General features: G+C 53.2%; 24 protein-coding genes. 11 read left to right on the forward strand and 13 right to left on the reverse strand.

The features are described from left to right. Window positions 1-24: 24 nt before the first annotated feature. Window positions 25-1,467, forward strand: coding sequence for a pyruvate kinase (pyk, locus tag NAZ64_RS11255; protein WP_000091156.1), 1,443 nt, complete (start codon window positions 25-27; stop codon window positions 1,465-1,467). Between the two features lie 72 nt (window positions 1,468-1,539). Here the strand turns inward: pyk and lpxM are convergent, their stop codons facing one another. The 3 genes from lpxM to znuA all read right to left on the reverse strand — a co-directional run bounded on the left by lpxM (window position 1,540) and on the right by znuA (window position 4,908). Next, window positions 1,540-2,511, reverse strand: a complete 972-nt coding sequence (lpxM, locus tag NAZ64_RS11260) for a lauroyl-Kdo(2)-lipid IV(A) myristoyltransferase (RefSeq protein ID WP_000448401.1) — start codon at window positions 2,509-2,511, stop codon at window positions 1,540-1,542. 117 nt (window positions 2,512-2,628) lie between these two features. Beyond that, the gene (mepM, locus tag NAZ64_RS11265; RefSeq protein ID WP_001184028.1) at window positions 2,629-3,948 is read right to left on the reverse strand and encodes a murein DD-endopeptidase MepM; all 1,320 of its coding nucleotides are present in this window, start codon (window positions 3,946-3,948) and stop codon (window positions 2,629-2,631) included. Window positions 3,949-3,963: 15 nt separating this feature from the next. After that, window positions 3,964-4,908 carry a zinc ABC transporter substrate-binding protein ZnuA gene (gene znuA, locus NAZ64_RS11270; RefSeq protein WP_000939597.1) on the reverse strand — a complete coding sequence of 315 codons (945 nt, stop codon included), beginning with the start codon at window positions 4,906-4,908 and terminating at the stop codon, window positions 3,964-3,966. A 78-nt stretch (window positions 4,909-4,986) separates the two neighbouring features. Between znuA and znuC the strand changes: the two genes are divergently transcribed. Both znuC and znuB read left to right on the forward strand, forming a co-directional pair. Beyond that, a complete protein-coding gene (gene znuC, locus NAZ64_RS11275) occupies window positions 4,987-5,742 on the forward strand; it encodes a zinc ABC transporter ATP-binding protein ZnuC (protein WP_000203023.1) in 756 nt (251 codons plus the stop codon). Next, window positions 5,739-6,524 (forward strand): zinc ABC transporter permease subunit ZnuB, encoded by a 786-nt coding sequence (znuB, locus tag NAZ64_RS11280; RefSeq protein WP_000571508.1) that lies wholly within the window; start codon window positions 5,739-5,741, stop codon window positions 6,522-6,524. The genes znuC and znuB overlap by 4 nt, the downstream gene beginning before the upstream one ends. 78 nt (window positions 6,525-6,602) lie before the next feature. Here the strand turns inward: znuB and ruvB are convergent, their stop codons facing one another. The 3 genes from ruvB to NAZ64_RS11295 form a co-directional block, all read right to left on the reverse strand. After that, window positions 6,603-7,613: a Holliday junction branch migration DNA helicase RuvB gene (gene ruvB, locus NAZ64_RS11285; RefSeq protein ID WP_000568502.1), complete on the reverse strand. Its 1,011-nt coding sequence runs from the start codon at window positions 7,611-7,613 to the stop codon at window positions 6,603-6,605. An 8-nt stretch (window positions 7,614-7,621) separates the two neighbouring features. Then, entirely contained in the window at window positions 7,622-8,233 is a 612-nt protein-coding gene (ruvA, locus tag NAZ64_RS11290; RefSeq protein ID WP_000580333.1) for a Holliday junction branch migration protein RuvA, read from the reverse strand. Window positions 8,234-8,591: 358 nt separating this feature from the next. Further along, window positions 8,592-9,284 (reverse strand): hypothetical protein, encoded by a 693-nt coding sequence (locus NAZ64_RS11295; protein ID WP_220569830.1) that lies wholly within the window; start codon window positions 9,282-9,284, stop codon window positions 8,592-8,594. A gap of 208 nt (window positions 9,285-9,492) precedes the next feature. Between NAZ64_RS11295 and NAZ64_RS11300 the strand changes: the two genes are divergently transcribed. Beyond that, window positions 9,493-10,092 (forward strand): YebB family permuted papain-like enzyme, encoded by a 600-nt coding sequence (locus NAZ64_RS11300; protein WP_023208334.1) that lies wholly within the window; start codon window positions 9,493-9,495, stop codon window positions 10,090-10,092. A 1-nt stretch (window position 10,093) separates the two neighbouring features. Here the strand turns inward: NAZ64_RS11300 and ruvC are convergent, their stop codons facing one another. The 4 genes from ruvC to aspS all read right to left on the reverse strand — a co-directional run bounded on the left by ruvC (window position 10,094) and on the right by aspS (window position 13,740). Next, window positions 10,094-10,615 carry a crossover junction endodeoxyribonuclease RuvC gene (gene ruvC / locus NAZ64_RS11305; protein WP_000022509.1) on the reverse strand — a complete coding sequence of 174 codons (522 nt, stop codon included), beginning with the start codon at window positions 10,613-10,615 and terminating at the stop codon, window positions 10,094-10,096. Between the two features lie 36 nt (window positions 10,616-10,651). Then, window positions 10,652-11,392 (reverse strand): YebC/PmpR family DNA-binding transcriptional regulator, encoded by a 741-nt coding sequence (locus NAZ64_RS11310; RefSeq protein WP_000907242.1) that lies wholly within the window; start codon window positions 11,390-11,392, stop codon window positions 10,652-10,654. A gap of 29 nt (window positions 11,393-11,421) precedes the next feature. Further along, window positions 11,422-11,874, reverse strand: a complete 453-nt coding sequence (gene nudB / locus NAZ64_RS11315) for a dihydroneopterin triphosphate diphosphatase (protein WP_000653693.1) — start codon at window positions 11,872-11,874, stop codon at window positions 11,422-11,424. A 93-nt stretch (window positions 11,875-11,967) separates the two neighbouring features. Beyond that, window positions 11,968-13,740: an aspartate--tRNA ligase gene (gene aspS, locus NAZ64_RS11320; RefSeq protein ID WP_001258627.1), complete on the reverse strand. Its 1,773-nt coding sequence runs from the start codon at window positions 13,738-13,740 to the stop codon at window positions 11,968-11,970. Between the two features lie 324 nt (window positions 13,741-14,064). Here aspS and NAZ64_RS11325 point away from each other — a divergent pair, with 324 nt between their 5' ends. From NAZ64_RS11325 to cmoB, 5 genes are read left to right on the forward strand one after another with little or no spacing between them, the layout of a single operon-like run. Then, entirely contained in the window at window positions 14,065-14,631 is a 567-nt protein-coding gene (locus tag NAZ64_RS11325) for a hydrolase (RefSeq protein WP_000916144.1), read from the forward strand. Next, window positions 14,628-15,446, forward strand: coding sequence for a DUF72 domain-containing protein (locus NAZ64_RS11330; RefSeq protein ID WP_000639226.1), 819 nt, complete (start codon window positions 14,628-14,630; stop codon window positions 15,444-15,446). The genes NAZ64_RS11325 and NAZ64_RS11330 overlap by 4 nt, the downstream gene beginning before the upstream one ends. A gap of 52 nt (window positions 15,447-15,498) precedes the next feature. Then, entirely contained in the window at window positions 15,499-15,894 is a 396-nt protein-coding gene (locus tag NAZ64_RS11335; protein ID WP_220569828.1) for an MAPEG family protein, read from the forward strand. A 40-nt stretch (window positions 15,895-15,934) separates the two neighbouring features. Beyond that, window positions 15,935-16,678 carry a carboxy-S-adenosyl-L-methionine synthase CmoA gene (gene cmoA, locus NAZ64_RS11340; protein WP_000019607.1) on the forward strand — a complete coding sequence of 248 codons (744 nt, stop codon included), beginning with the start codon at window positions 15,935-15,937 and terminating at the stop codon, window positions 16,676-16,678. Then, window positions 16,675-17,646: a tRNA 5-methoxyuridine(34)/uridine 5-oxyacetic acid(34) synthase CmoB gene (gene cmoB, locus NAZ64_RS11345; RefSeq protein WP_031605237.1), complete on the forward strand. Its 972-nt coding sequence runs from the start codon at window positions 16,675-16,677 to the stop codon at window positions 17,644-17,646. The genes cmoA and cmoB overlap by 4 nt, the downstream gene beginning before the upstream one ends. Window positions 17,647-17,881: 235 nt before the next feature. On the opposite strand, the gene cutC is transcribed toward cmoB, so the two are convergent. Then, window positions 17,882-18,628, reverse strand: a complete 747-nt coding sequence (gene cutC, locus NAZ64_RS11350) for a copper homeostasis protein CutC (protein ID WP_001185780.1) — start codon at window positions 18,626-18,628, stop codon at window positions 17,882-17,884. Window positions 18,629-18,647: 19 nt separating this feature from the next. Next, window positions 18,648-19,217: a VOC family protein gene (locus tag NAZ64_RS11355; protein ID WP_000024796.1), complete on the reverse strand. Its 570-nt coding sequence runs from the start codon at window positions 19,215-19,217 to the stop codon at window positions 18,648-18,650. A gap of 236 nt (window positions 19,218-19,453) precedes the next feature. Here NAZ64_RS11355 and argS point away from each other — a divergent pair, with 236 nt between their 5' ends. Next, on the forward strand, window positions 19,454-21,187 hold the full coding sequence (argS, locus tag NAZ64_RS11360) for an arginine--tRNA ligase (RefSeq protein WP_001025360.1): 1,734 nt from the start codon (window positions 19,454-19,456) through the stop codon (window positions 21,185-21,187). A 188-nt stretch (window positions 21,188-21,375) separates the two neighbouring features. Beyond that, window positions 21,376-23,247, forward strand: a complete 1,872-nt coding sequence (gene mrdA, locus NAZ64_RS11365; protein ID WP_023200532.1) for a penicillin-binding protein 2 — start codon at window positions 21,376-21,378, stop codon at window positions 23,245-23,247. A gap of 53 nt (window positions 23,248-23,300) precedes the next feature. On the opposite strand, the gene bglB is transcribed toward mrdA, so the two are convergent. After that, the gene (gene bglB / locus NAZ64_RS11370) at window positions 23,301-24,440 is read right to left on the reverse strand and encodes a beta-galactosidase BglB (RefSeq protein WP_483640935.1); all 1,140 of its coding nucleotides are present in this window, start codon (window positions 24,438-24,440) and stop codon (window positions 23,301-23,303) included. Window positions 24,441-24,610 lie beyond the last annotated feature (170 nt).

The raw sequence follows: 24,610 nt of genomic DNA on the forward strand, positions 1-24,610 counted from the left end.
TTGTTTTAGTCAACGGAGTATTACATGTCCAGAAGGCTTCGCAGAACCAAAATCGTTACCACGTTAGGCCCGGCAACTGACCGCGATAACAACCTTGAGAAGGTTATCGCCGCGGGCGCAAACGTAGTACGTATGAACTTCTCTCACGGCTCGCCGGAAGATCATAAAATGCGTGCTGATAAAGTCCGTGAGATTGCCGCCAAACTGGGGCGTCATGTGGCTATTTTAGGCGACCTGCAAGGGCCAAAAATTCGCGTTTCCACTTTTAAAGAAGGCAAAGTGTTCCTCAATATCGGGGACAAATTTCTGTTAGACGCTAACCTGGGTAAAGGCGAAGGCGACAAAGAAAAAGTCGGCATTGATTACAAAGGGTTGCCGGCAGACGTCGTTCCTGGCGATATCCTGCTGCTTGACGATGGTCGAGTGCAGTTGAAAGTGCTTGAAGTCCAGGGCATGAAAGTCTTTACCGAGGTCACCGTCGGCGGTCCGCTGTCTAACAATAAAGGCATTAACAAGCTCGGCGGCGGGCTTTCTGCTGAAGCGCTGACCGAAAAAGACAAAGCCGATATTCAAACCGCTGCGCTGATAGGCGTTGACTATCTGGCCGTCTCCTTCCCGCGCTGCGGCGAAGATCTGAACTACGCACGCCGCCTGGCACGCGACGCCGGCTGCGACGCGAAAATTGTGGCTAAAGTCGAACGCGCCGAAGCGGTATGCGACCAAAACGCCATGGACGATATCATTCTGGCCTCTGACGTTGTGATGGTCGCACGTGGCGATCTGGGCGTTGAAATCGGCGATCCGGAGCTGGTTGGTATCCAGAAAGCGCTGATTCGCCGTGCGCGTCAGCTAAACCGCGCAGTCATCACCGCAACGCAGATGATGGAGTCGATGATCACCAACCCGATGCCGACCCGTGCGGAAGTGATGGACGTAGCGAACGCCGTCCTGGATGGCACGGATGCGGTTATGCTGTCTGCCGAAACCGCAGCCGGTCAGTATCCTTCTGAAACCGTTGCCGCAATGGCGCGCGTCTGTCTGGGCGCAGAAAAAATCCCCAGCATCAATGTGTCTAAACACCGTCTCGACGTGCAGTTCGACAACGTTGAAGAAGCCATTGCCATGTCTGCGATGTATGCGGCAAACCATCTGAAAGGCGTTACCGCGATCATCACCATGACGGAATCCGGTCGTACCGCGCTAATGACTTCCCGTATCAGCTCCGGCCTGCCGATTTTCGCCATGTCGCGCCATGAACGCACGCTGAACCTGACCGCGCTCTACCGCGGAGTAACGCCGGTGCATTTTGATAGCGCGGCTGATGGCGTTGTCGCGGCGCATGAAGCTGTTAATCTGCTGCGCGATAAAGGGTATCTCGTTTCCGGCGACCTGGTGATCGTGACTCAGGGCGATGTCATGAGCACCGTCGGTTCAACCAATACCACGCGTATTTTGACCGTTGAGTAAAACTCCCCCACGCCTGTTCATCAGGTAGTACAGGGTTTGTCAGCATAAAGCCTCTCTTACGAGAGGCTTTATTTATTTGATGGGATAAAGATCTTTACGCTTATACGGCTGAATCTCGCCTGGCTTGCGGGTTTTGAGCAGCTTCAGGATCCAGGTGTACTGTTCCGGATGCGGGCCGACAAAAATTTCGACCTCTTCGTTCATCCGTCTGGCGATAGTGTGGTCGTCAGCCGTGAGCAGATCGTCCATTGGCGGGCGAATCTGGATAGTCAGGCGATGCGTTTTACCATTATACACCGGGAAAAGCGGTATCACGCGTGCGCGGCACACTTTCATCAGCCGACCAATCGCAGGCAGCGTCGCTTTGTATGTCGCAAAGAAATCAACGAATTCACTATGCTCCGGGCCGTGATCCTGGTCCGGCAGGTAGTAGCCCCAGTAGCCCTGACGAACAGACTGAATAAAGGGTTTAATCCCGTCATTACGCGCATGCAAACGTCCGCCGAAACGCCGACGCACTGTGTTCCAGATATAATCAAAAACCGGATTACCCTGATTATGAAACATCGCCGCCATTTTTTGCCCCTGAGAGGCCATCAGCATGGCTGGAATGTCGACGCCCCAGCCATGCGGTACGAGAAAAATGACTTTTTCGTCGTTACGACGCATCTCCTCAATGATTTCCAGACCTTCCCAGTCAACACGCTGTTGAATTTTTTTCGGACCGCGCATCGCCAACTCAGCCATCATCGCCATTGCCTGTGGCGCGGTGGCGAACATCTCATCGACAATCGCTTCGCGCTCAGCTTCGCTACGTTGCGGAAAGCACAACGACAGATTAATTAGCGCCCGGCGACGGGAACTCTTCCCCAGCCGTCCGGCAAAACGCCCCAGCGTCGCCAGCAAAGGGTCGCGGAATGATGCCGGTGTTAATGCGATCCCCGCCATTGCCGCAGCGCCCAACCAGGCGCCCCAATACTGCGGATAGCGAAAGGATTTTTCGAATTCAGGGATATACTCACTATTATTTTTTTTGGTTTCCATGCTTTTCCAGGGTCTGCTGACGCGAAAAGGAATTGTGAATAGTGTAGCGACGTCTGCGCCGCACACAAAACAAAAAAAGCCGGTACACATCGCGTACCGGCTCTGTCAGCGCATTTGTTAATCGAAGCGCAGTTGCGGCAGAACCTCTTTCACCTGTGCCAGGTATTCACGACGATCTGACCCCGTCAGACCTTCCGTGCGCGGCAATTTTGCTGTCAGAGGGTTAACGGCTTGCTGGTTGATCCATACCTCATAATGCAGATGCGGCCCTGTGGAACGCCCGGTGTTACCAGAAAGCGCAATACGATCGCCACGTTTCACTTTTTGCCCCGGTTTCACCAGCAGCTTACGCAAGTGCATGTAACGTGTGGTGTAGGTGCGTCCATGACGAATCGCAATGTAGTAACCGGCAGCGCCGCTACGTTTAGCGACCACGACCTCGCCATCCCCCACCGACAGCACCGGCGTACCCTGCGGCATCGCAAAGTCAACGCCACGATGCGGCGCAACGCGTCCGGTAACCGGGTTCAGACGACGCGGATTGAAGTTGGAGGAGATGCGGAACTGTTTTGCGGTCGGGAAGCGTAAAAAGCCTTTCGCCAGGCCAACACCGTTACGGTCATAGAATTTACCGTCAGCGGCGCGAATGGCGTAGTAATCTTTACCATCGGAACGCATCCGCACGCCCAACAACTGACTCTGTTCACGCTTGCCATCCAGCATCTCGCGCGACATCAGAACCGAAAATTCATCGCCCTTTTTCAGCTTGCGAAAATCCATCTGCCACTGCATGGCTTTTATCACTGCGCTGATTTCGCTGCTGGTTAAACCGGCCTCTTTCGCGCTGGCGACAAAGCTACCCCCTACCGTACCTTTCAGCAGACTGTTGACCCAGTCCCCCTGCTGCATTTCACTGCTCATTTTAAAACCGTTGGCAGTGCGATCGTAGGTACGCGTTTCACGGCGGGAGACTTCCCATGTCAGACGCTGTAAATCGCCATCGGCGGTCAGTGTCCAGGAAAGCTGTTGGCCAATTTTCAGATTGCGCAGCTCCTTATCAGAAGCGGCAAGTCGGCTAATATCGCTCATATCGATGCCGTACTGATTCAGAATGCTGCTTAACGTATCGCCTGTGGAGACGACGTATTCATGGACGCCGACTTCGCCTGCGGTTTTATCGTCCAGCTCATCCTGAGGAATAGCTTCATCTTCCTGCGCGGCCTGATCGATGGGTTCGCTGGCCTCCGGTAAGAGGGAACGAATCTCGCTTTTCTCCAGTTCAATAGTTTTAACGATTGGTGCGGATTCTGGGTGGTAAACATAGGGCCGCCATACGGCGACGGCCAGTGTCAGAACGGTAAGTGACCCCAGCATAACGCGGTGGGGTCGGGGCAGATTATTAAATGCCAGGGCGACAGAGCGGGCTATCTGTTGCACGTATTCACTTCCTCGTTAATCTCCTTTCAGGCAGCTCGCATACTGGTTGGCTAATTGGCTTAAAAACGCTGAATAGCTTGTTTTACCCAGTTTAATGTTCGTCCCGAGGGGGTCCAGTGTTCCCATTCGAACGGATGTCCCTCTCGCCACGGCTTCCACGACCGCTGGCCTGAATTGTGGCTCAGCAAAAACGCAGGTTGCTTTTTGCTCAACCAACTGTGTTCTTATTTCATGTAAACGCTGCGCGCCAGGTTGTATCTCAGGGTTCACGGTAAAGTGACCGAGCGGGGTGAGTCCGTAGTGTTTTTCGTAGTAACCGTAGGCGTCATGAAAAACGAAATACCCTTTCCCCTTGAGCGGCGCGAGCTCGTTACCGACCTGTTTATCGGTTGCGGCTAATTGTGCCTCAAAATCCTTCAGGTTGGCGTCGAGTTTGGCTCGACTTTGCGGCATAAGTTCCACTAATTTTTCATGGATTGCAACCGCTGTAGCCCGCGCTATCTCTGGGGAGAGCCAAAGATGCATGTTATATTCGCCATGATGGTGATGTACGTCACCTTTTTCCTCATCGGCGCCCGTATGCGCATGTTCATCCTCATCATCATCCGCGCCCTTCATGAGTAACGGTTTTACATCGGCAAGTTGTGCAATGGTAACCTGCTTATTATCAGGAATATTCCTGACCGACTTCTCCATAAAGGCTTCCATTTCCGGGCCAACCCAGACGACTAAGTCCGCGCCCTGTAAGCGTTTTACGTCTGATGGACGCAATGAATAATCATGCTCGGAAGCCCCATCCGGAAGTAATACTTGCGTATCCGTAACGCCATCAGCAATGGCGGAAGCGATAAACCCAAGCGGTTTAAGCGAAGCGACAACGGCGGCGTCGGCAGCCTGGGTTGCACTCCCCCAAAGCGCGGCGGATAATGCTGCGAAAAGAAGCGTATTTTTCTGTAACATAATGCGACTAATCATCGTAATGAATGTGTGAAATGTGATATTATAACATTCTATCACTTCTGCAAGCCTAAAATTAACATGACAAGTTTAGTTTCACTGGAAAACGTCTCGGTCTCATTTGGTCAACGCCGCGTCCTCTCTGACGTGTCGCTTGAATTGAGCCCCGGAAAAATTTTAACGCTTCTCGGCCCTAACGGCGCGGGGAAGTCAACGCTTGTACGCGTGGTTTTAGGACTGGTAGCCCCTGATGAAGGGGTGATCAAGCGCAACGGGCAACTCCGTATCGGCTATGTCCCGCAAAAGCTCTATCTCGATACCACGCTTCCGCTGACGGTAAACCGATTTTTACGTTTACGTCCCGGCACGCAAAAAACGGATATTCTCCCGGCGCTTAAACGCGTTCAGGCCGGACATTTGATTGACGCGCCCATGCAAAAACTCTCCGGCGGTGAGACACAGCGCGTACTGCTGGCGCGTGCTCTGCTTAATAGGCCGCAGTTGCTGGTACTTGATGAGCCGACGCAAGGCGTGGATGTCAACGGCCAGGTCGCGTTATACGACCTTATCGATCAGCTGCGCCGTGAACTCGATTGCGCCGTGCTGATGGTGTCGCATGACCTACATCTGGTCATGGCAAAGACGGATGAAGTGTTATGTCTGAACCATCATATTTGCTGTTCCGGCGCGCCGGAAGTGGTGTCTATGCATCCGGAATTTATCTCTATGTTTGGCCCGCGAGGCGCGGAGCAATTAGGGATTTATCGCCATCATCATAATCATCGCCACGATTTACAGGGTCGTATTGTACTGCGCCGGGGAAATGGTCACTCATGATTGAATTATTACTGCCCGGCTGGCTGGCCGGGATGATGCTGGCCTGCGCCGCTGGTCCTTTGGGCTCATTTGTGGTCTGGCGTCGGATGTCCTATTTTGGCGATACGCTGGCTCACGCGTCGCTTCTGGGCGTGGCTTTTGGCCTGTTGCTGGACGTTAACCCCTTTTATGCGGTAATCGCCGTTACGCTGCTGCTGGCCGCCGGTCTGGTATGGCTGGAGAAACGCCCTCACCTCGCGATTGATACCTTACTGGGCATTATGGCGCACAGCGCCTTATCTTTAGGACTGGTCGTGGTCAGCCTGATGTCCAACGTCCGCGTTGATTTAATGGCTTATCTGTTTGGCGATTTGCTGGCCGTCACGCCGGAAGATCTTATCTCGATCGCTATTGGGGTCGTTATTGTGCTGGCCATTCTCTTCTGGCAGTGGCGCAACTTGCTGTCAATGACTATCAGTCCGGATCTTGCCTTTGTCGATGGCGTGAAGTTACAGCGCGTGAAGCTGCTATTGATGCTGGTAACGGCGTTAACTATCGGCGTAGCGATGAAGTTTGTCGGAGCGCTGATCATTACGTCGCTACTGATTATCCCCGCCGCAACCGCGCGTCGCTTTGCCCGTACGCCAGAGCAGATGGCGGGCGTCGCCGTTGGTGTAGGTATGATAGCGGTTACAGGTGGACTGACCTTCTCAGCCTTTTATGATACCCCGGCAGGGCCATCCGTAGTGCTGTGTGCCGCGCTGCTGTTTATCTTCAGTATGATGAAAAAGCAGGCAAGCTAAGCGTGTGTTGCCCGGTGGCGCTGCGCTTACCGGGCCTACAAAATCGCCCAGGTCTGATGAGCGCAGCGACTTCAGGCGCTAAGGCATCTCTGGCGGCGTGATCCCGAAATGGTTCCAGGCGCGCACCGTTGCCATACGCCCACGCGGCGTGCGCTGCAAAAAGCCTTGCTGAATCAGATACGGCTCCAGCACATCCTCAATGGTTTCACGCTCTTCGCCAATCGCCGCCGCCAGGTTATCCAGGCCGACCGGTCCACCGAAGAATTTATCAATAACCGCCAGCAGCAGCTTGCGATCCATATAGTCAAACCCTTCCGCATCGACGTTCAGCATATCCAGCGCCTGCGCGGCAATTTCCGCTGAAATAGCCCCGTCATGCTTCACCTCGGCGAAATCACGCACACGTCTGAGCAGGCGGTTGGCTATACGCGGCGTACCGCGCGCCCGACGCGCCACTTCCAGCGCGCCGTCATCGCTCATCTCAAGCCCCATGTGCCTTGCGCTGCGCCCGACGATGTGCTGCAGATCGGGCACCTGGTAGAACTCCAGGCGCTGCACAATACCAAAACGGTCGCGTAGCGGGGACGTTAACGACCCGGCGCGCGTCGTCGCGCCAATGAGCGTAAACGGCGGCAGATCGATTTTAATTGAACGTGCAGCAGGCCCTTCGCCAATCATAATATCCAACTGGTAATCTTCCATCGCCGGATAGAGTACTTCTTCCACCACCGGTGAAAGCCGGTGAATCTCATCAATAAACAGCACATCATGCGGTTCAAGATTGGTGAGCATAGCCGCCAGATCGCCTGCTTTTTCCAGCACCGGGCCGGACGTGGTTCGGAGATTGACGCCCATTTCATTGGCAACGATATTCGCCAGAGTCGTTTTACCTAACCCTGGCGGGCCGAAAATCAGCAAGTGATCTAGTGCATCGCCACGCAGTTTTGCCGCCTGAATAAAGATCTCCATCTGGGAGCGCACCTGCGGTTGGCCGACATATTCCGCCAAAAACTTCGGGCGAATGGCGCGATCGGCGACGTCTTCTGCGATCGTGGCGCCTGCTGAAATCAGGCGATCTGCTTCTATCATCCTTTACCTCATAACGCGGCGCGTAACGCGTCGCGAATCAGTGTTTCACTGCTTGCATCCGGACGGGCGATCTTGCTTACCATCCGACTGGCTTCTTGCGGTTTATAACCCAGCGCCACCAGCGCAGCAACTGCTTCTTGTTCTGCATCTTCCGAGCCTGGGCTGGCCGGCGATGTCAATACCAGATCGACCGCTGGCGTAAAGAGATCGCCATGTAGCCCTTTAAAGCGGTCTTTCATTTCGACAATCAGCCTTTCGGCGGTTTTCTTGCCGATACCCGGCAGCTTCACCAGTGCGCCAAGCTCTTCGCGCTCAACCGCATTCACAAACTGCTGCGCCGACATGCCGGAGAGAATCGCCAGCGCCAGCTTAGGCCCGACGCCATTCGTTTTAATTAGCTCTTTAAACAGCGTGCGCTCTTGCTTATTGTTGAATCCGTACAACAACTGCGCATCTTCACGCACCACAAAGTGGGTGAAGACGATTGCCTCCTGCCCGGCCTCCGGCAGCTCGTAAAAGCAGGTCATAGGCATATGTACTTCATAGCCTACGCCCCCTGTCTCCAGCAGCACGATCGGGGGTTGTTTTTCGAGAATAATGCCTCTGAGTCTGCCTATCACATGACGCTCCTGCGTAAAGGGCTGAAAAGATAATGCACTATCATAAAAAAAGACTGGATGTTTATCCAGATGAAAAACACGTATCCCGATATTTCTCTACTCCGACATCCCGCGATGGTTAACGACGGGTACGCTCCCCGCTGCGTACAAAATAAGTCGTACACTCATTGACAACTTTTTGCGTCCTACGCGAATAACTTTTGCCAACATGCCGTGGCGCACGTTCGGTAGTCTTCAATAATGAGTATCCTGATAACACTAATAATGTATCCAGTACGAATGCCAACAGCGGAACATCGGGGCACCAAAAAAACAGACCCGATAATAGATTTAATAATATTAACCACTAGAGCTGAATTTAATCGCATGTTGTTTTATCGTCGCGCGCAACAGATTTTAATTCGCCATGACACAATAAATATTGTACAAACTCATTTTTCATGCCATCGAAATTCACGGCTGGTATCCCTTCTGAATAACTATAATAAATATTCACATACTCTTCGCTACTAAAAAGTGCCTGTCGTTTTGCTGCTAACCCACGACCTTTTGCTGCAATATACTGGAAGCAGTGGCCGCTGGCGCCACAGCTCCGCCCATCATCAACAATATATATATCGGCAGCGTTAAACAGCTGTTCCAGCCAGCACTGGCGAATCGTTCCGGCCGCACAAACCAAAAATAATGATGCGCTAATCATCCACCCGGATTTTTTTACCGATGTCATAGCCAGGAAAGCCATAAAGCACGCTGCCTGCAGGCACAAAACCAGTTCTTTATTCCCTGCAACCAAATGCCACTGGTTAAATACTAAGGTAATGAAAACTGAACTCAATGTTGCCAACAGTCTGGTTCTGAACCGCCTGGCAGGGAGAAGTAAAAATAATAATGAAATCGTCCCTGGCTTTAATAAAAAAACAACGGTATTAGCCTCTGCCATATCAATACTCAAACAATAACAAAAACTAATAAACAGATGAAAGATAATAGCAACAAAAACATAAGAAAAATAAAACATCCAACCTATTCTCATTGGTCTATCATCAACCACGTCATACTCCCTGTCAATATGAGAGATCAGATGATGAGAAATTTACCACCTTAATTCCCCTCAGATATATTTGCGACATTAATTCCAATAAATGAAATATTCACCATGCATATTTCGATGACACTAAGGCTTGTCATTTATCTGGTATAATGCTAACTACCCTGTAGAATAAATAAAAGGAATTTATTTCAAATAATGGAATGCAGAGATGAAAAAACATTATTCTGTCCAATATGAAACCGGGGATATCGTCTTTACCTGTATAGGTGCCGCGCTTTTCGGCCAGATATCCACCGCTTCACAGTGCTGGAGCAACCATGTTGGGATTATTATTGGTCATAATGGTGATGACTATCTGGTGGCGGAAAGTCGCGTCCCCCTCTCAACCGTCACCACGCTGTCACTGTTTATACAACGTTCAGCCGGACAACGTTACGCGGTTCGTCGCCTGTGCGGCGGCCTGACGGTCGAACAGAAACTCGCCATCATGGAACAGGTTCCCGCCCGGCTGAATAAGTTTTATCACACGGGGTTTAAATACGAGTCATCGCGCCAGTTCTGCTCGAAATTTGTGTTTGATATCTATAAAGAAGCATTGTGTATTCCGGTAGGCGATATTGAGACATTCGAAGAATTACTTCACAGCAATCCTGATGCGAAACTCACCTTCTGGAAGTTCTGGTTTTTAGGTTCAATCCCGTGGGATCGTAAGACGGTGACGCCAGCCAGCCTGTGGCATCATCCCAATTTAGAATTAATTAGCGCCTGTGGAATTGAAACCCCTCAACGCGAGGCTGAGGGAGAATGATTTAGCGCAACCTTCCCCGCGCCAGATTGAGTCGGCTCTCGCTCATTTGCATCGCGTTCTGGCTAACGTGGCAATGCGTAATGGCGATAGCCAGCGCATCTGCGGCATCGGCCTGCGGGTTAGCGGGCAGTTTGAGCAACGTGCGCACCATATGCTGAACCTGGCTTTTTTCCGCGCTACCAATACCGACGACGGTTTGCTTCACCTGACGCGCCGCGTATTCAAACACGGGCAGTTCCTGGTTGACCGCGGCGACAATCGCGACGCCGCGCGCCTGTCCCAGCTTGAGGGCTGAATCGGCGTTCTTCGCCATAAACACCTGTTCGATAGCAAAATAGTCCGGCTGGAACTGCGTGATGATTTCCGTCACGCCTGCGTATATGAGCTTCAAACGAGACGGCAAATCATCGACTTTGGTGCGAATACATCCGCTGCCCAGATAGGTCAGTTGTCTGCCTACCTGGCGGATAACGCCATAACCGGTAATGCGCGAGCCGGGGTCAATACCGAGAATAATCGACACGCTATACCCCCTGCCCGCCGGCGTTTAACAGCACCATTACAGGGTCGCCGCCACCTCATCAGAGATCTCACCGTTATGGTAGACTTCCTGAACATCGTCACAGTCTTCCAGCATATCGATCAGACGTAGCAGTTTCGGCGCGGTTTCCGCATCCATATCCGCTTTGGTTGACGGGATCATGGACACTTCGGCGCTGTCCGCTTTCAGACCCGCCGCTTCCAGCGCGTCACGCACTTTGCCCATCTCTTCCCAGGCAGTGTAAACATCAATCGCGCCATCATCATAGGTCACAACATCTTCCGCGCCAGCTTCCAGAGCGGCTTCCATGATGGTGTCTTCATCGCCTTTCTCAAAGGAGATGACCCCTTTCTTACTGAACAGGTACGCCACTGAGCCATCGGTACCCAGATTACCGCCGCACTTGCTGAAAGCATGACGCACTTCCGCTACGGTACGGTTACGGTTGTCACTCAGACACTCAATCATAATGGCCGTGCCGCCAGGACCATAACCTTCATAGATGATGGTTTCCATGTTCGAGTCTTCATCACCACCCACACCGCGAGCGATGGCACGGTTCAGAGTGTCGCGGGTCATGTTGTTGGCCAGCGCTTTATCTACAGCCGCGCGCAGACGCGGGTTGGCATCCGGATCGCCGCCGCCCAATTTAGCTGCCGTTACCAGTTCACGAATAATTTTAGTGAAGATTTTACCGCGCTTGGCATCCTGCGCAGCTTTACGATGTCTGGTGTTGGCCCATTTACTATGACCTGCCATAAATATTTCCTCAAAAAAAGCGCGCCTTTTCAGGCGACGTTAATGACAAACTCTTCAATCGCTTGCCGGTTACTCCAGGACTTGGTAAGCGCCGCCGCGTCAGGCGCATCAAGCCACTGGTACGTCAGATGTTCAGTGAATATCACCTGCCGCTCATGCGGTAACGCAAGGCAGAACCAGAATTCTGTATTGTGCATGACGCCCGGCGCATAGCGATGACGTAAATGTGAAAAAATTTCAAACTCCACCGTACGTTGGCAGTCGATTAAGGTCAGTTGCTCTGCCGCAACATCAATCGTGACCTCTTCTTTGACTTCACGTACGGCGGCCTGCAACGCGGTCTCCCCTTCTTCTATGCTGCCAGTCACTGACTGCCAAAAATCCGGGTCATCGCGTCGCTGCAACATTAGCACCCGTTTCGTATCCTGCGCGAAAATAACCACCAGGACCGAAACGGGGCGCTTGTACACTTTATCCTTCACGCGACCTCGTTGTTGGCTGTTGGGTGACGGATGAGACTCGCCCTTGCGGGCCGCCGTGATATCACGCGAATGATGTCGTGTACATTGTTCATATCAGTTATTCTCGGCTTTCTTCACAACCTGAATACCCAACTCCGTCAACGCTGCCTGGTTGGCGAAACTCGGCGCTTCGGTCATCAGACACGCGGCGGCGGTCGTTTTCGGGAAGGCGATAACATCACGAATATTGTCGGTGCCGGTCAACAGCATGGTCAGACGGTCCAGACCAAACGCCAGGCCCGCGTGCGGCGGCGTACCGTATTTCAACGCATCCAACAGGAAGCCGAACTTCTCGCGCTGCTCCTGCTCATTGATACCGAGAATACCAAATACGGTTTGCTGCATTTCACCGTTGTGAATACGCACCGAACCGCCGCCCACTTCATAGCCGTTAATCACCATATCGTAAGCGTTAGCGACGGCTTCTTCCGGCGCAGTTTTCAGTTCAGACGCCGTCATGTCACGCGGGGCGGTGAACGGATGGTGCATCGCGGTCAGACCGCCTTCGCCGTCGTCTTCGAACATCGGGAAGTCAATCACCCACAGCGGCGCCCATTTGTCTTCGTCGGTCAGGTTCAGGTCTTTGCCCAGTTTCAGACGCAGCGCGCCCAGCGCATCGGCAACCACTTTTTTGTTATCTGCGCCGAAGAAGATCATGTCGCCGTCCTGCGCGCCGGTACGTTCAAGGATAGCGTCGACGATGTCGGCGGTCAGGAACTTGGCCACCGGACTGTTAATCCCGTCCAGACCTTTCGCGCGCTCGTTAACTTTGATATACGCCAGGCCTTTCGCGCCGTAGATCTTAACAAAGTTACCGTAATCGTCGATCTGCTTACGGCTAAGCTGTGCGCCGCCAGGCACACGCAGCGCTGCCACGCGGCCTTTCGGATCGTTAGCCGGGCCCGCGAAGACCGCGAACTCTACCGATTTCAGCAGGTCAGCGACATCCACCAGCTCCATCGGGTTACGCAGGTCTGGTTTGTCGGAACCGTAACGACGTTCCGCTTCGGCAAACGTCATGACCGGGAAATCCCCCAGATCCACGCCTTTCACTTCCAGCCACAAATGGCGCACCAGCGCTTCCATCACTTCGCGCACCTGTGGCGCGGTCATGAAGGAGGTCTCGACGTCGATCTGAGTAAACTCCGGCTGACGGTCAGCACGTAAGTCTTCATCACGGAAGCATTTGACTATCTGATAGTAACGGTCGAAACCGGACATCATCAGGAGCTGTTTGAACAGCTGCGGCGACTGCGGCAACGCGTAGAATTTACCTTTGTGCACGCGCGAAGGCACCAGATAGTCGCGCGCGCCTTCCGGCGTGGCTTTGGTCAGCATCGGCGTTTCAATATCAAGGAAACCGTGATCGTCCATAAAACGACGCACCAGGCTGGTAATTTTGGCGCGAGTTTTCAGGCGCTGCGCCATTTCCGGACGACGCAAATCCAGATAGCGGTACTTGAGACGCGCCTCTTCGGTATTAACGTGGTTAGCGTCAAGCGGCAGTGAGTCTGCGCGGTTGATGATAGTGAGAGAGGACGCCAGCACTTCAATTTCGCCGGTCGCCATATCCGCATTGACGTTTTTCGCGTCACGCGCACGCACGGTGCCCGTAACCTGAATGCAGAACTCATTACGCAGTTCAGAGGCCAGCTTTAACGCGTCCGCACGATCCGGATCGAAGAACACCTGCACAATACCTTCGCGGTCGCGCATATCGATAAAGATCAGGCTGCCAAGATCACGACGACGGTTGACCCAACCACACAGAGTCACCTGCTGCCCCACGTGGGACAGACGTAGCTGTCCGCAATATTCTGTACGCATGAGATATCCCTTAACTTAGCCGCAGGCGGATTGTTGCCTGCCATGCAGGCGACGAAGTCGCAGCTTTAGCTGTATGTCACAACTGGATGAAAAAAGGCGGCTATTATACTGGAAATTCTGCCGCACGATAAGAGTCAATCCAGCATGGGAGCGATAACTTGCCCGTTTCATGCGGTATCGACGCCCGGTTCATACTGACTGTACCCGGGTTTTTCACGCGGGTATTGCGTATGCTCACAAAAATTAACAATATTTGTCGCCGCTTTCCTCTTTAATCGCGCTTAAGGTGTAATGAAATCCGCTATTTTTAGGAGAATGATTATCATGCTGAAACTCAACGCGACCACAACCGCCCTGGTGGTTATTGATTTACAGGAAGGAATTCTTCCGTTTGCCGGCGGCCCGTATACGGCAAATGAGGTGGTCGCCCGCGCCGCGCGGCTGGCAGAAAAGTGTCGCGCCAACGGCTCGCCCGTGGTTATGGTACGCGTTGGATGGTCTGATGATTATGCCGAAGCGTTAAAACAGCCGGTGGATGCCGCAACGCCTGCGCACGCGTTGCCGGAAAACTGGTGGACCTGGCCTACGGCCTTGGGTAAAAAGGACAGCGATCTGGAAGTGACTAAACGCCAGTGGGGCGCGTTTTACGGCACCGACCTGGAATTACAGCTTCGCCGCCGGGGTATCGACACCATCATATTGTGCGGGATCTCAACCAATATCGGCGTCGAATCCACAGCGCGCAACGCCTGGGAGTTGGGATTTAACCTTATTATTGCCGAAGATGCCTGTAGCGCCGCCAGCAGTGAGCAGCATCAGAGCAGTATGACGCATATTTTCCCGCGCATTGGCCGGGTACGCAGCGTAGAGGATATTTTAAACGCCTTATGATCTACATTGGCTTGCCGCAATGGTCGCACCCGAAATGGGCGCGGCTCGGCATCACCAGTCTGGAAGAGTATGCCCGCCACTTTAATTGCGTGGAGGGCAACACCACGCTTTACGCGCTGCCGAAAGCGGAAATTGTCGATCGCTGGTATGCGCAAACTACGGACGATTTCCGTTTTTGCTTTAAATTTCCCGCCACCATTTCTCACCAGGCCGCGCTGCGCCATTGCGACGATCTGGTACAGGCGTTTTTTACCCGGCTGGCACCGCTGGAAACGCGTATTGGCCAATACTGGCTGCAGTTGCCCGCCGCCTTTGGACCGCGCGATCTCCCCGCCTTATGGCAGTTTCTTGATGCGCTCCCCGCCACGTTTACCTACGGCGTAGAAGTTCGTCATCCGTGTTTTTTTGACAAAGGTGAGGATGAACAGCGGCTCAATCGCGGGTTACACGCGCGCGGCGTAAACCGCGTGATCCTGGATAGTCGTCCGGTACATGCCGCCCATCCCCACAGCGAGGCCGTCCGCGACGCGCAGCGAAAAAAACCCAAAGTCCCGGTACATGCGGTCGTGACGGCCAGCCACCCGATGGTGCGTTTTATCGGTAGCGATAATATGGCGCAAAACCGTGAATTTTTCGCCGCCTGGTTGCAGAAACTCCCGCAGTGGCGGCAGACCACCACGCCTTTTCTGTTTTTACATACTCCGGATATCGCGCAGGCGCCGGAACTGGTGAATACGCTTTGGCATGATTTACGCAGCGTCTTACCGGAAATCGGCACTGCTCCGTCCATTCCACAGCAATCTTCTCTTTTCTGAAAATGCCCCCTATCATAGACAGTGCCATCAGCCATTTTAAAAGGGAGTTTGTATGGTAAGCGCGCTGTATGCCGTTTTGGGTGCGTTATTATTAATGAAGTTCTCTTTTAATGTCGTTCGCTTGCGAATGCAGTACCGTGTCGCCTATGGCGACGGCGGTTTTAGCGAATTGCAAAGCGCCATCCGTATTCATGGCAACGCGGTGGAATATATTCCTGTCGCGCTGGTGCTGCTGCTGTTTATGGAAATGAACGGCGCCGAAACGTGGATGGTGCATTTCTGCGGCATCATTTTAATCGCCGGTCGGCTGATGCATTATTACGGTTTTCACCACCGCCTGTTCCGCTGGCGGCGGGCGGGGATGAGCGCGACCTGGTGCGCATTGTTGCTGATGGTGCTGGCAAACCTGTGGTATATGCCCTGGGAGTTGGTTTTCTCCCTGTATTAGCGCACAATATGCGCCTTTATTTTTCCCGGATGTATACGTTATGTCTCACCGCGACACGCTTTTTTCTGCGCCTATCGCCCGTCTCGGCGACTGGACTTTTGATGAACGAGTAGCCGAAGTTTTCCCCGACATGATTCAGCGTTCGGTACCAGGCTACTCCAACATCATCTCCATGATCGGCATGTTAGCTGAACGCTTTGTGCAGCCGAACACGCAGGTCTACGATCTGGGCTGCTCGCTGGGCGCCGCGACGCTGTCTGTTCGGCGTAATATCCGCCATGAGCATTGTCGCATTATCGCCGTCGATAACTCCCCGGCCATGATTGAACGCTGCCGCCGTCATATTGATGCGTATAAAGCGCCTACGCCGGTTGAAGTCGTTGAAGGCGATATCCGCGATATCACTATTGAAAACGCCTCGATGGTGGTGCTGAATTTTACCCTGCAATTCCTTGAACCTGCCGAACGCCAGGCATTGCTGGATAAGATTTACCTGGGGTTGAATCCCGGCGGCGCGCTGGTACTGTCGGAAAAATTTAGCTTTGAAGACGCGAAAGTGGGCGAGCTGTTATTCAACATGCACCACGATTTTAAACGCGCTAATGGGTACAGCGAACTGGAGATCAGCCAGAAGCGCAGTATGCTGGAAAACGTGATGCTCACCGACTCGGTGGAAACACATAAAGCGCGCCTGCGTAAGGCGGGTTTCGAACACAGTGAACTGTGGTTCCAGTGCTTTAACTTCGGGTCGCTTGTCGCGTTAAAAGCCGGAGTTGCCGCATGATCGAGTTTGGTAACTTTTATCAGCTCATTGCTAAAAATCATCTCTCCCACTGGCTGGAAACATTGCCCGCGCAGATTGCCGCCTGGCAACGCGAGCAGCAGCATGGCTTGTTTAAACAGTGGTCGAACGCGGTAGAATTTTTACCGGAAATGACGCCCTGGCGGCTGGATTTACTGCACAGCGTCACGGCGGAAAGCGAAACGCCGCTCAGTGAAGGTCAGCTAAAGCGTATTGATACATTGCTGCGTAATCTGATGCCGTGGCGTAAAGGCCCGTTCTCGCTTTATGGCGTAGATATTGATACCGAATGGCGCTCCGACTGGAAGTGGGATCGCGTACTGCCGCATCTGTCAGATTTAACCGGCCGGACGATCCTTGATGTCGGCTGCGGCAGCGGCTATCACCTGTGGCGGATGATTGGCGCGGGCGCACATCTGGCGGTCGGCATCGATCCTACGCAGCTTTTCCTCTGCCAGTTTGAGGCGGTGCGTAAACTGTTGGGTAACGATCAGCGCGCGCATCTGCTGCCGTTGGGCATTGAACAACTCCCGGCGCTGAAAGCATTTGATACCGTCTTCTCGATGGGGGTGCTTTATCACCGTCGCTCGCCGCTGGAGCATCTGTGGCAGTTAAAAGATCAGTTGGTCAACGAGGGTGAACTGGTACTGGAAACGCTGGTCGTCGACGGCGACGAAAATACCGTTTTGGTGCCGGGTGACCGCTACGCGCAGATGCGTAACGTCTATTTTATTCCTTCCGCGCCGGCATTAAAAAAATGGCTGGAAAAATGCGGCTTTGTTGATGTGCGTATCGCTGACGTTTGCGTCACTACCACCGAAGAGCAGCGCCGTACCGAATGGATGGTTACCGAGTCGCTGGCCGATTTTCTTGACCCGAACGATCGCAGCAAGACGGTGGAAGGCTATCCCGCCCCGCAGCGCGCGGTGCTGATTGCGCGTAAACCGTGATGGATTGCCGAATGACCGTTACGTATAGCACCGTTTCTCCAAAATAGTTCAAGTTGCAGCAAGGCGGCAACGCAGCAAATCCCCGGGAACGTAGGTAGCTACGTGACCGGGGTGCGCGAGGCGGCCAACGCTGCTGCGGCTTGAAATATGAAGGAGAAAAAAAGGCCCCTGTTGAATTGGCAGGGGCCTGGTACGAGCAAGCATCATATTGGGCGACATGATGCAACGGTAAAAATCATTTGGCCTGATGGCGAACAATGATTCCTTTCATTTCAGCGACCGCCGCACCCTCTACCCTATAGCGAGAATACTCGTCCGCCTGTATATCGGCAGACATCGATAACCCCTGATTGCGATAGCGCATCGGCGAAGGCAGTAAGACTCCGGCGGAACTGTGTACTTCCCGTACTCCGGCATCGAGGAAATTCTGCAGGTTATTTGCACGAACCCCCGCACCAGCCATAATGGTTGGAGCATCCCCCTGGGCAATAAGTTCCATAATTATTGATAAACCTTGCGCCGCATCGGCTTTTTGTCCGGAAGTCAGTACTCTTGCTACGCCTGCGTCAGCCAGATTCTTTAGCGCATTGAAGGGATTAGCGCACATATCGAAGGCGCGGTGGAATGTCACCGCCAGCGGTCCGGCCGCCGCCATTATTTTTTCCATTCGCGACATATCGACATCCCCATCAACGGTCAACACGCCAGTAACCAGCCCGGGAAAACCCAACTCTCTGACGAGACGGATATCTTCCAGCATGGCGGCAAATTCGCCGTCAGTGTAGTAAAAATCTCCGCCGCGAGGACGAATAATCGGATGTACGGGAATCGTAATATGCTCGCGCACGCTGCGTAAGACACCCAGCGAAGGCGTAAGCCCCCCTTCTTTCGGCGCGGCACACAGTTCGATACGATCCGCGCCGTTTCGCTGTGCGGTGAGCGCGCATTCCATGCTGTAACAACAGATCTCAAGTAACGCCATATTCACTCCGCTCGGCAGGTTAATGGGCCGCCTGTTCGCTGGCGACAATCGCTTCAATCGACCATGGATGAAATTTTACCGTGACGCGGCCATCGGTCACGGCCAGCGTAGGGTTTGGCAAACGTTCATGCTCACCCTGTGGCGAACTGGTTTTAACCACTATCCCCGGCTGACTAAGCCCCTCATCCGACAACAACGCGAGAGCCCTCGCGTTCAAGGTCTCCGGCTCGCCGGGCAGCACGATCTCAATATGCTCCCACCCTTCGTGTGGATAGCGTTTTTCTCCCGGCCACGGTAATTCAATAACAGAAAACCGCCAGTGTTCCACACATACTGGTTCATGCAGTTTAAACAGACAAATCGGCCTGCCGTTGATGATATTTTCCGACAGTAGCTCGCCGCATTGTTCAAAACCGCGACGCCAACGCTCCGCCGTCGTATTCTGGTGACAGCGCAATGAAATGTGATCGGCCTCAAGGGCGCTGATCTGCAGACCAAGGCGAGTGGAAAGTTCTCTGAACGCCAGAGTGAATCGCGGTAAATCTGCGGAAATATCATGCAGTTCATCAATGTGTTGCCAGTTCGCCATATCAGGACGCTCTTCTTGCTGTGAAAACCGCTAATTTACGCTGTTGCGCCCCGGCAACCAACCTTTGATTTGATTGGGCGTTTATTGAATGCTTATGCAGATTATTGTTGCGTATATTTCAGGCGACGCGCCGCGCGCGCAATGCTGACGCCAACGGGCATTTGCAGTATACTCCCGCCCTAATTCTTAAACTGGCGCGGGCAATACAGTCCGCTTCATAAACGTAAGGTATTCCGGTGAATATTCAGGCTCTTCTCTCAGAAAAAGTTAGTCAGGCCATGATTGCTGCAGGCGCGCCTGCAGATTGCGAGCCCCAGGTTCGTCAGTCAGCCAAAGTTCAGTTCGGCGACTATCAGGCCAACGGCATGATGGCAGTTGCGAAAAAACTGGGTATGGCCCCCCGACAACTTGCAGAGCAGGTGCTGACTCATCTGGATCTCAGCGGCATCGCCAGCAAGGTTGAAATCGCCGGCCCTGGCTTTATCAATATTTTCCTCGAACCGGCTTTTCTCGCTGAACAGGTGCAGCAGGCGCTGGCCTCCGATCGTCTGGGCGTTTCTCAGCCGACTCGTCAGACGATTGTCGTCGACTACTCCGCGCCCAACGTCGCGAAAGAGATGCACGTCGGTCATCTACGCTCCACGATTATCGGCGATGCGGCAGTACGCACGCTGGAGTTTCTGGGCCATCATGTTATTCGCGCTAACCACGTCGGCGACTGGGGCACCCAGTTCGGTATGCTTATCGCCTGGCTGGAAAAACAGCAGCAGGAAAACGCGGGCGACATGGCGCTGGCGGATCTCGAAGGATTCTACCGCGATGCGAAAAAGCATTATGACGAAGATGAAGCGTTTGCCGAGCGCGCGCGTAACTACGTCGTCAAATTGCAGAGCGGTGATACCTATTTCCGTGAGATGTGGCGTAAGCTGGTTGACATCACGATGACGCAAAACCAGATCACCTATGATCGTCTGAACGTCACTCTGACGCGTGACGATGTGATGGGCGAAAGTCTGTATAATCCGATGCTGCCGGGCATCGTCGCCGATCTGAAAGCCAAAGGCCTGGCGGTTGAAAGCGAAGGCGCAACGGTGGTTTTCCTTGATGAGTTTAAAAACAAGGAAGGCGACCCGATGGGCGTCATTATTCAGAAGAAAGATGGCGGTTATCTGTATACCACTACCGATATCGCCTGCGCCAAATACCGTTACGAAACGCTGCACGCCGACCGCGTGCTCTACTACATTGACTCCCGTCAGCACCAGCACCTGATGCAGGCCTGGACCATTGTGCGTAAAGCCGGTTATGTGCCGGATTCCGTTCCGCTGGAACATCACATGTTCGGCATGATGTTGGGTAAAGACGGTAAACCGTTTAAAACTCGCGCGGGCGGTACGGTGAAACTGGCGGACCTGCTGGATGAGGCGCTGGAGCGCGCGCGTCGTCTGGTGGCGGAGAAGAACCCGGATATGCCGGCTGACGAGCTGGAAAAACTGGCTAACGCCGTCGGTATTGGCGCGGTGAAATACGCCGATCTGTCAAAAAACCGCACCACTGACTATATCTTCGACTGGGATAATATGTTGGCTTTCGAAGGCAATACCGCTCCTTATATGCAGTATGCCTATACGCGTGTGCTGTCTGTTTTCCGTAAAGCGGACATCGACGAGCAGGCGCTGGCGAGCGCGCCGGTTATCATTAGCGAAGATCGCGAAGCGCAACTCGCTGCCCGTCTGCTGCAGTTTGAAGAAACCCTGACGGTGGTCGCGCGTGAAGGTACGCCGCACGTCATGTGCGCGTATCTGTATGACGTCGCCGGGCTGTTCTCCGGCTTCTACGAGCACTGCCCTATTCTCAGCGCCGAGAATGACGCGGTTCGCAATAGCCGCCTAAAACTGGCGCAACTGACGGCGAAGACGCTGAAACTGGGTCTGGATACGCTGGGTATCGAAACCGTAGAACGCATGTAAACGCGCCGTCGTTAACATCATCAGGCCTGACTCCGGGTAACGGACTCAGGTCTTTTTATTGCCACAGCGGTATATCTGTAACAAATCACAAGGAATGACACATTTCTATAGAGAGATGGAACATCTTTTACCTGTGCTGGCGCTGACCGCCCCGTATCATTAGGCGGCGGATTGTTCAGGTACAGGTAATGACTTTTAAAGACTTTGATGCGGAAGAGAAACTCTTCCTGAGACGTGTGATTGTGGCGTTTGGTGTAGTGGTTGTCTGCTTTGGTATCCTGATCTTCAACCTCTATAACTTGCAAATCCGCCAGCACCACTACTACACCACCCGTTCGAATGAGAACGATATCAAGATGCTACCCGTCGCGCCCACGCGCGGCATCATTTACGATCGCAACGGCATTCCGCTGGTGCGTAACGTAACCTGGTATGATATCGCGGTTACGCCCTATAAAATTGCCGATATGGATGCGCTGCTAAAACAGCTCACCCCTATTGTTGATCTCTCCCCCGACGATATCGCCGACTTTCGCCGCGCGCTAAAATCCAGTAGCCGCTATCGTCCGGTAGTGCTCAAAAACGCGCTAACGGATGTTGAAATCGCACGCTTTGCGGTCAATCAGTTTCATTTCAACGGCGTCACGATCAATAGCTATCAGGATCGGCAGTATCCTTACGGCGCGGAGCTGGCGCATGTGCTCGGTTACGTGTCAAAGATAAACGATAACGACCTTAAAGCGCTGGATAAAAAAGGGCTGGCAGAGAATTACGCGGCGGACCATAACATCGGTAAACAGGGGATTGAGCGTTACTACGAAAACGATCTTCATGGCAAAACCGGTTATCAGGAGGTCGAGGTGGATAATCACGGGCGTATTGTCCGCCTGCTGAAAGACGTTCCTCCCATCGCGGGTAAGAACATTCACCTGACGCTGGATCTCCATTTACAAGAGTACATTGAAAGTTTGCTGGCCGGGCAGCGTGCTGCCGTACTGGTTGAAGATCCGCACGATGGTTCAGTGCTGGCGATGGTATCTATGCCCAGCTACGACCCGAACCCCTTTGTAAAAGGCATTAGCTATCAGGATTACGGCAAACTGCTGCACGATAAAAATCTGCCGCTGATCAACCGCGTGACGCAAGGGCTTTATCCCCCGGCGTCAACGGTTAAACCCTATATGGCGATGTCCGCGCTGTTATGCGGGATTATTACGCCGCAAACCACCTTCTTTGGCGCGCCAACCTGGACGCTTCCCGGCACGCAGCGTCATTACCGGGACTGGAAAAAAACCGGACACGGTATGCTGGATGTCACTAAAGCGATTGAGGAATCTGCGGATACCTTTTTCTATCAGGTCGCTTATATGATGGGTATTGACCGTATCGACACGATGTTGTCTCAGTTCGGCTATGGCAAACCGACGGGCATCGACCTTAATGAAGAGTATGACGGGCTGCTTCCCAGCCGCGCATGGAAACAGCGGGTCCATAAAAAAGCCTGGTATCAGGGCGATACCATCTCTGTCGGCATCGGCCAGGGTTACTGGATTGCCACCCCCATCCAGATGGTAAAAGCGATGGTGGCGCTCATCAACAACGGTAAGGTGATTGCCCCTCACCTGTTACTCAATGAAGAGAGCGGCAAAACGGTGGTTCCGTATCGTCCTTCAGGAACACCGGCACAGATAGCCGATCCGGCGTCACCATACTGGGGACTGGTGCGTCAGGCGATGTATGGCATGGCGAATGCACCCAACGGAACGGGCTATAAGTTCTTTCACACCGCGCCCTACGGCATTGCGGCCAAAAGCGGCACGTCGCAGGTATTTAGCCTGAAAGAAAATCAGACCTACAACGCGAAAATGATCCCCATTCGCCTGCGCGATCATGTGTTTTATACCGCTTTTGCACCGTATAAAAACCCTAAGGTCGCTATTGCCTTGATTCTGGAAAACGGCGGAAGCGACGGCGTTACCGCCGCGCCCATCATGCGAAAAATCCTTGACCACCTGTTTGATCCACAGGCTGATACCACACAGCCGGATCAGGCGCCATAGTCAAATAAGCAAAGCGTCATCAGACAAGGATACGGCCGGAATATCCGCATACATCAGAAATAGTTACGCAGATATTCCGTCAAACACAGCATTGCCATCGCCTGCCCGTAAGGCATAGAGGTCAACGGAATATGACGGTAAAAATCGAGATCGTGGCCCATGCCAGTGCCAAATGACGTTTGCAGCAGTTCGCCTTCCGGCGAGATATGTTTCACTATCCCCTGAATAGCTTTTTCCGCCACCTGCGCATAGTGCCGTTCGACATAGCGTTTGCGCACCGCTTTAAGAATACCGTAGGCAAAACCCGCCGTCGCCGACGCCTCAAGATAAGAGTGCGGATCGTCAAGCAGCGTATGCCACAAACCGCTTTCATCCTGACATTTCGCCAGCGCGGCGATCTGCGCATTCAGTACCTGGACCAGGTAACGGCGCACGGCATTGTTTTCCGGCAAGTCCAGCAGTTCAAGAAAATCCGGGATCACAATGGTCAGCCAACTGTTGCCGCGCGCCCAGCGAGCGTTAGCGAAGTTATGATGACCGTCATAGCTCCAGCCGTGGAACCACAGCCCCGTCTCTTTATCCATCAAATTCTGCACGTGTAGCAGGAACTGATAGGTTGCCTCTTCCACATATTCCGGCCGGTTCAACAGCTTACCGATTTTCGCCAGCGGCAGCACCGTCATCATTAGCGTGTCGTCCCACATCTGCTGATGATTTTCCTCCGCCAGCGTGATGTGCTGCATTCCGCCGTGATCGGTTCGGGGCATTTCATTCATCGCCCATTCGGCCCACGTTTCCAGCCACGGTAAATACGCTGGATTACGCGTCTCTTCATAGCGATACGCCAACGTTAAAAACGGCGCCATCGTATTAACGTTTTTCGTCGTCGCGCCTTCCGCAAAGCGATCGGCAAACCAGTCATCAATGATCTTACGCATCGTCTGGTCACCGGTCTGTTGGTAATAGTGATACATTCCGTACAGGCCCACGCCGTGCGTCCACTCCCATCCGGCCCAGCCTTTAGTATCGATCACGCGTCCGTCGTCCAGTCGCAATAAAAATTCGCCTGTCTCATCTTTAATATTGACCAGGTTATGCGTCACCTTTTGCACCAGGGCTTTTAGTTCATCTCTGGTGATAAAATGCTCAGGCTGACGCAATAGCGGACTGTGTTTGACTGGATAAACCATCATTTGCTTAACCTCTGTGTAATGTCGAATTCAGTGCTGCGTGCAGTTTTACCGCCGACGCAGTCGATTCGCTACAGTAAAAGCTAAGCTGGGCGGAAACCTTTTTGTTTCTGCCATTGCCAGAGCGTAAATGGCAAAAACGCAAAGAGTCCGGCAACCTATCTCACCATTTT

It is taken from the genome of Salmonella sp. A1325, assembly GCF_056991255.1.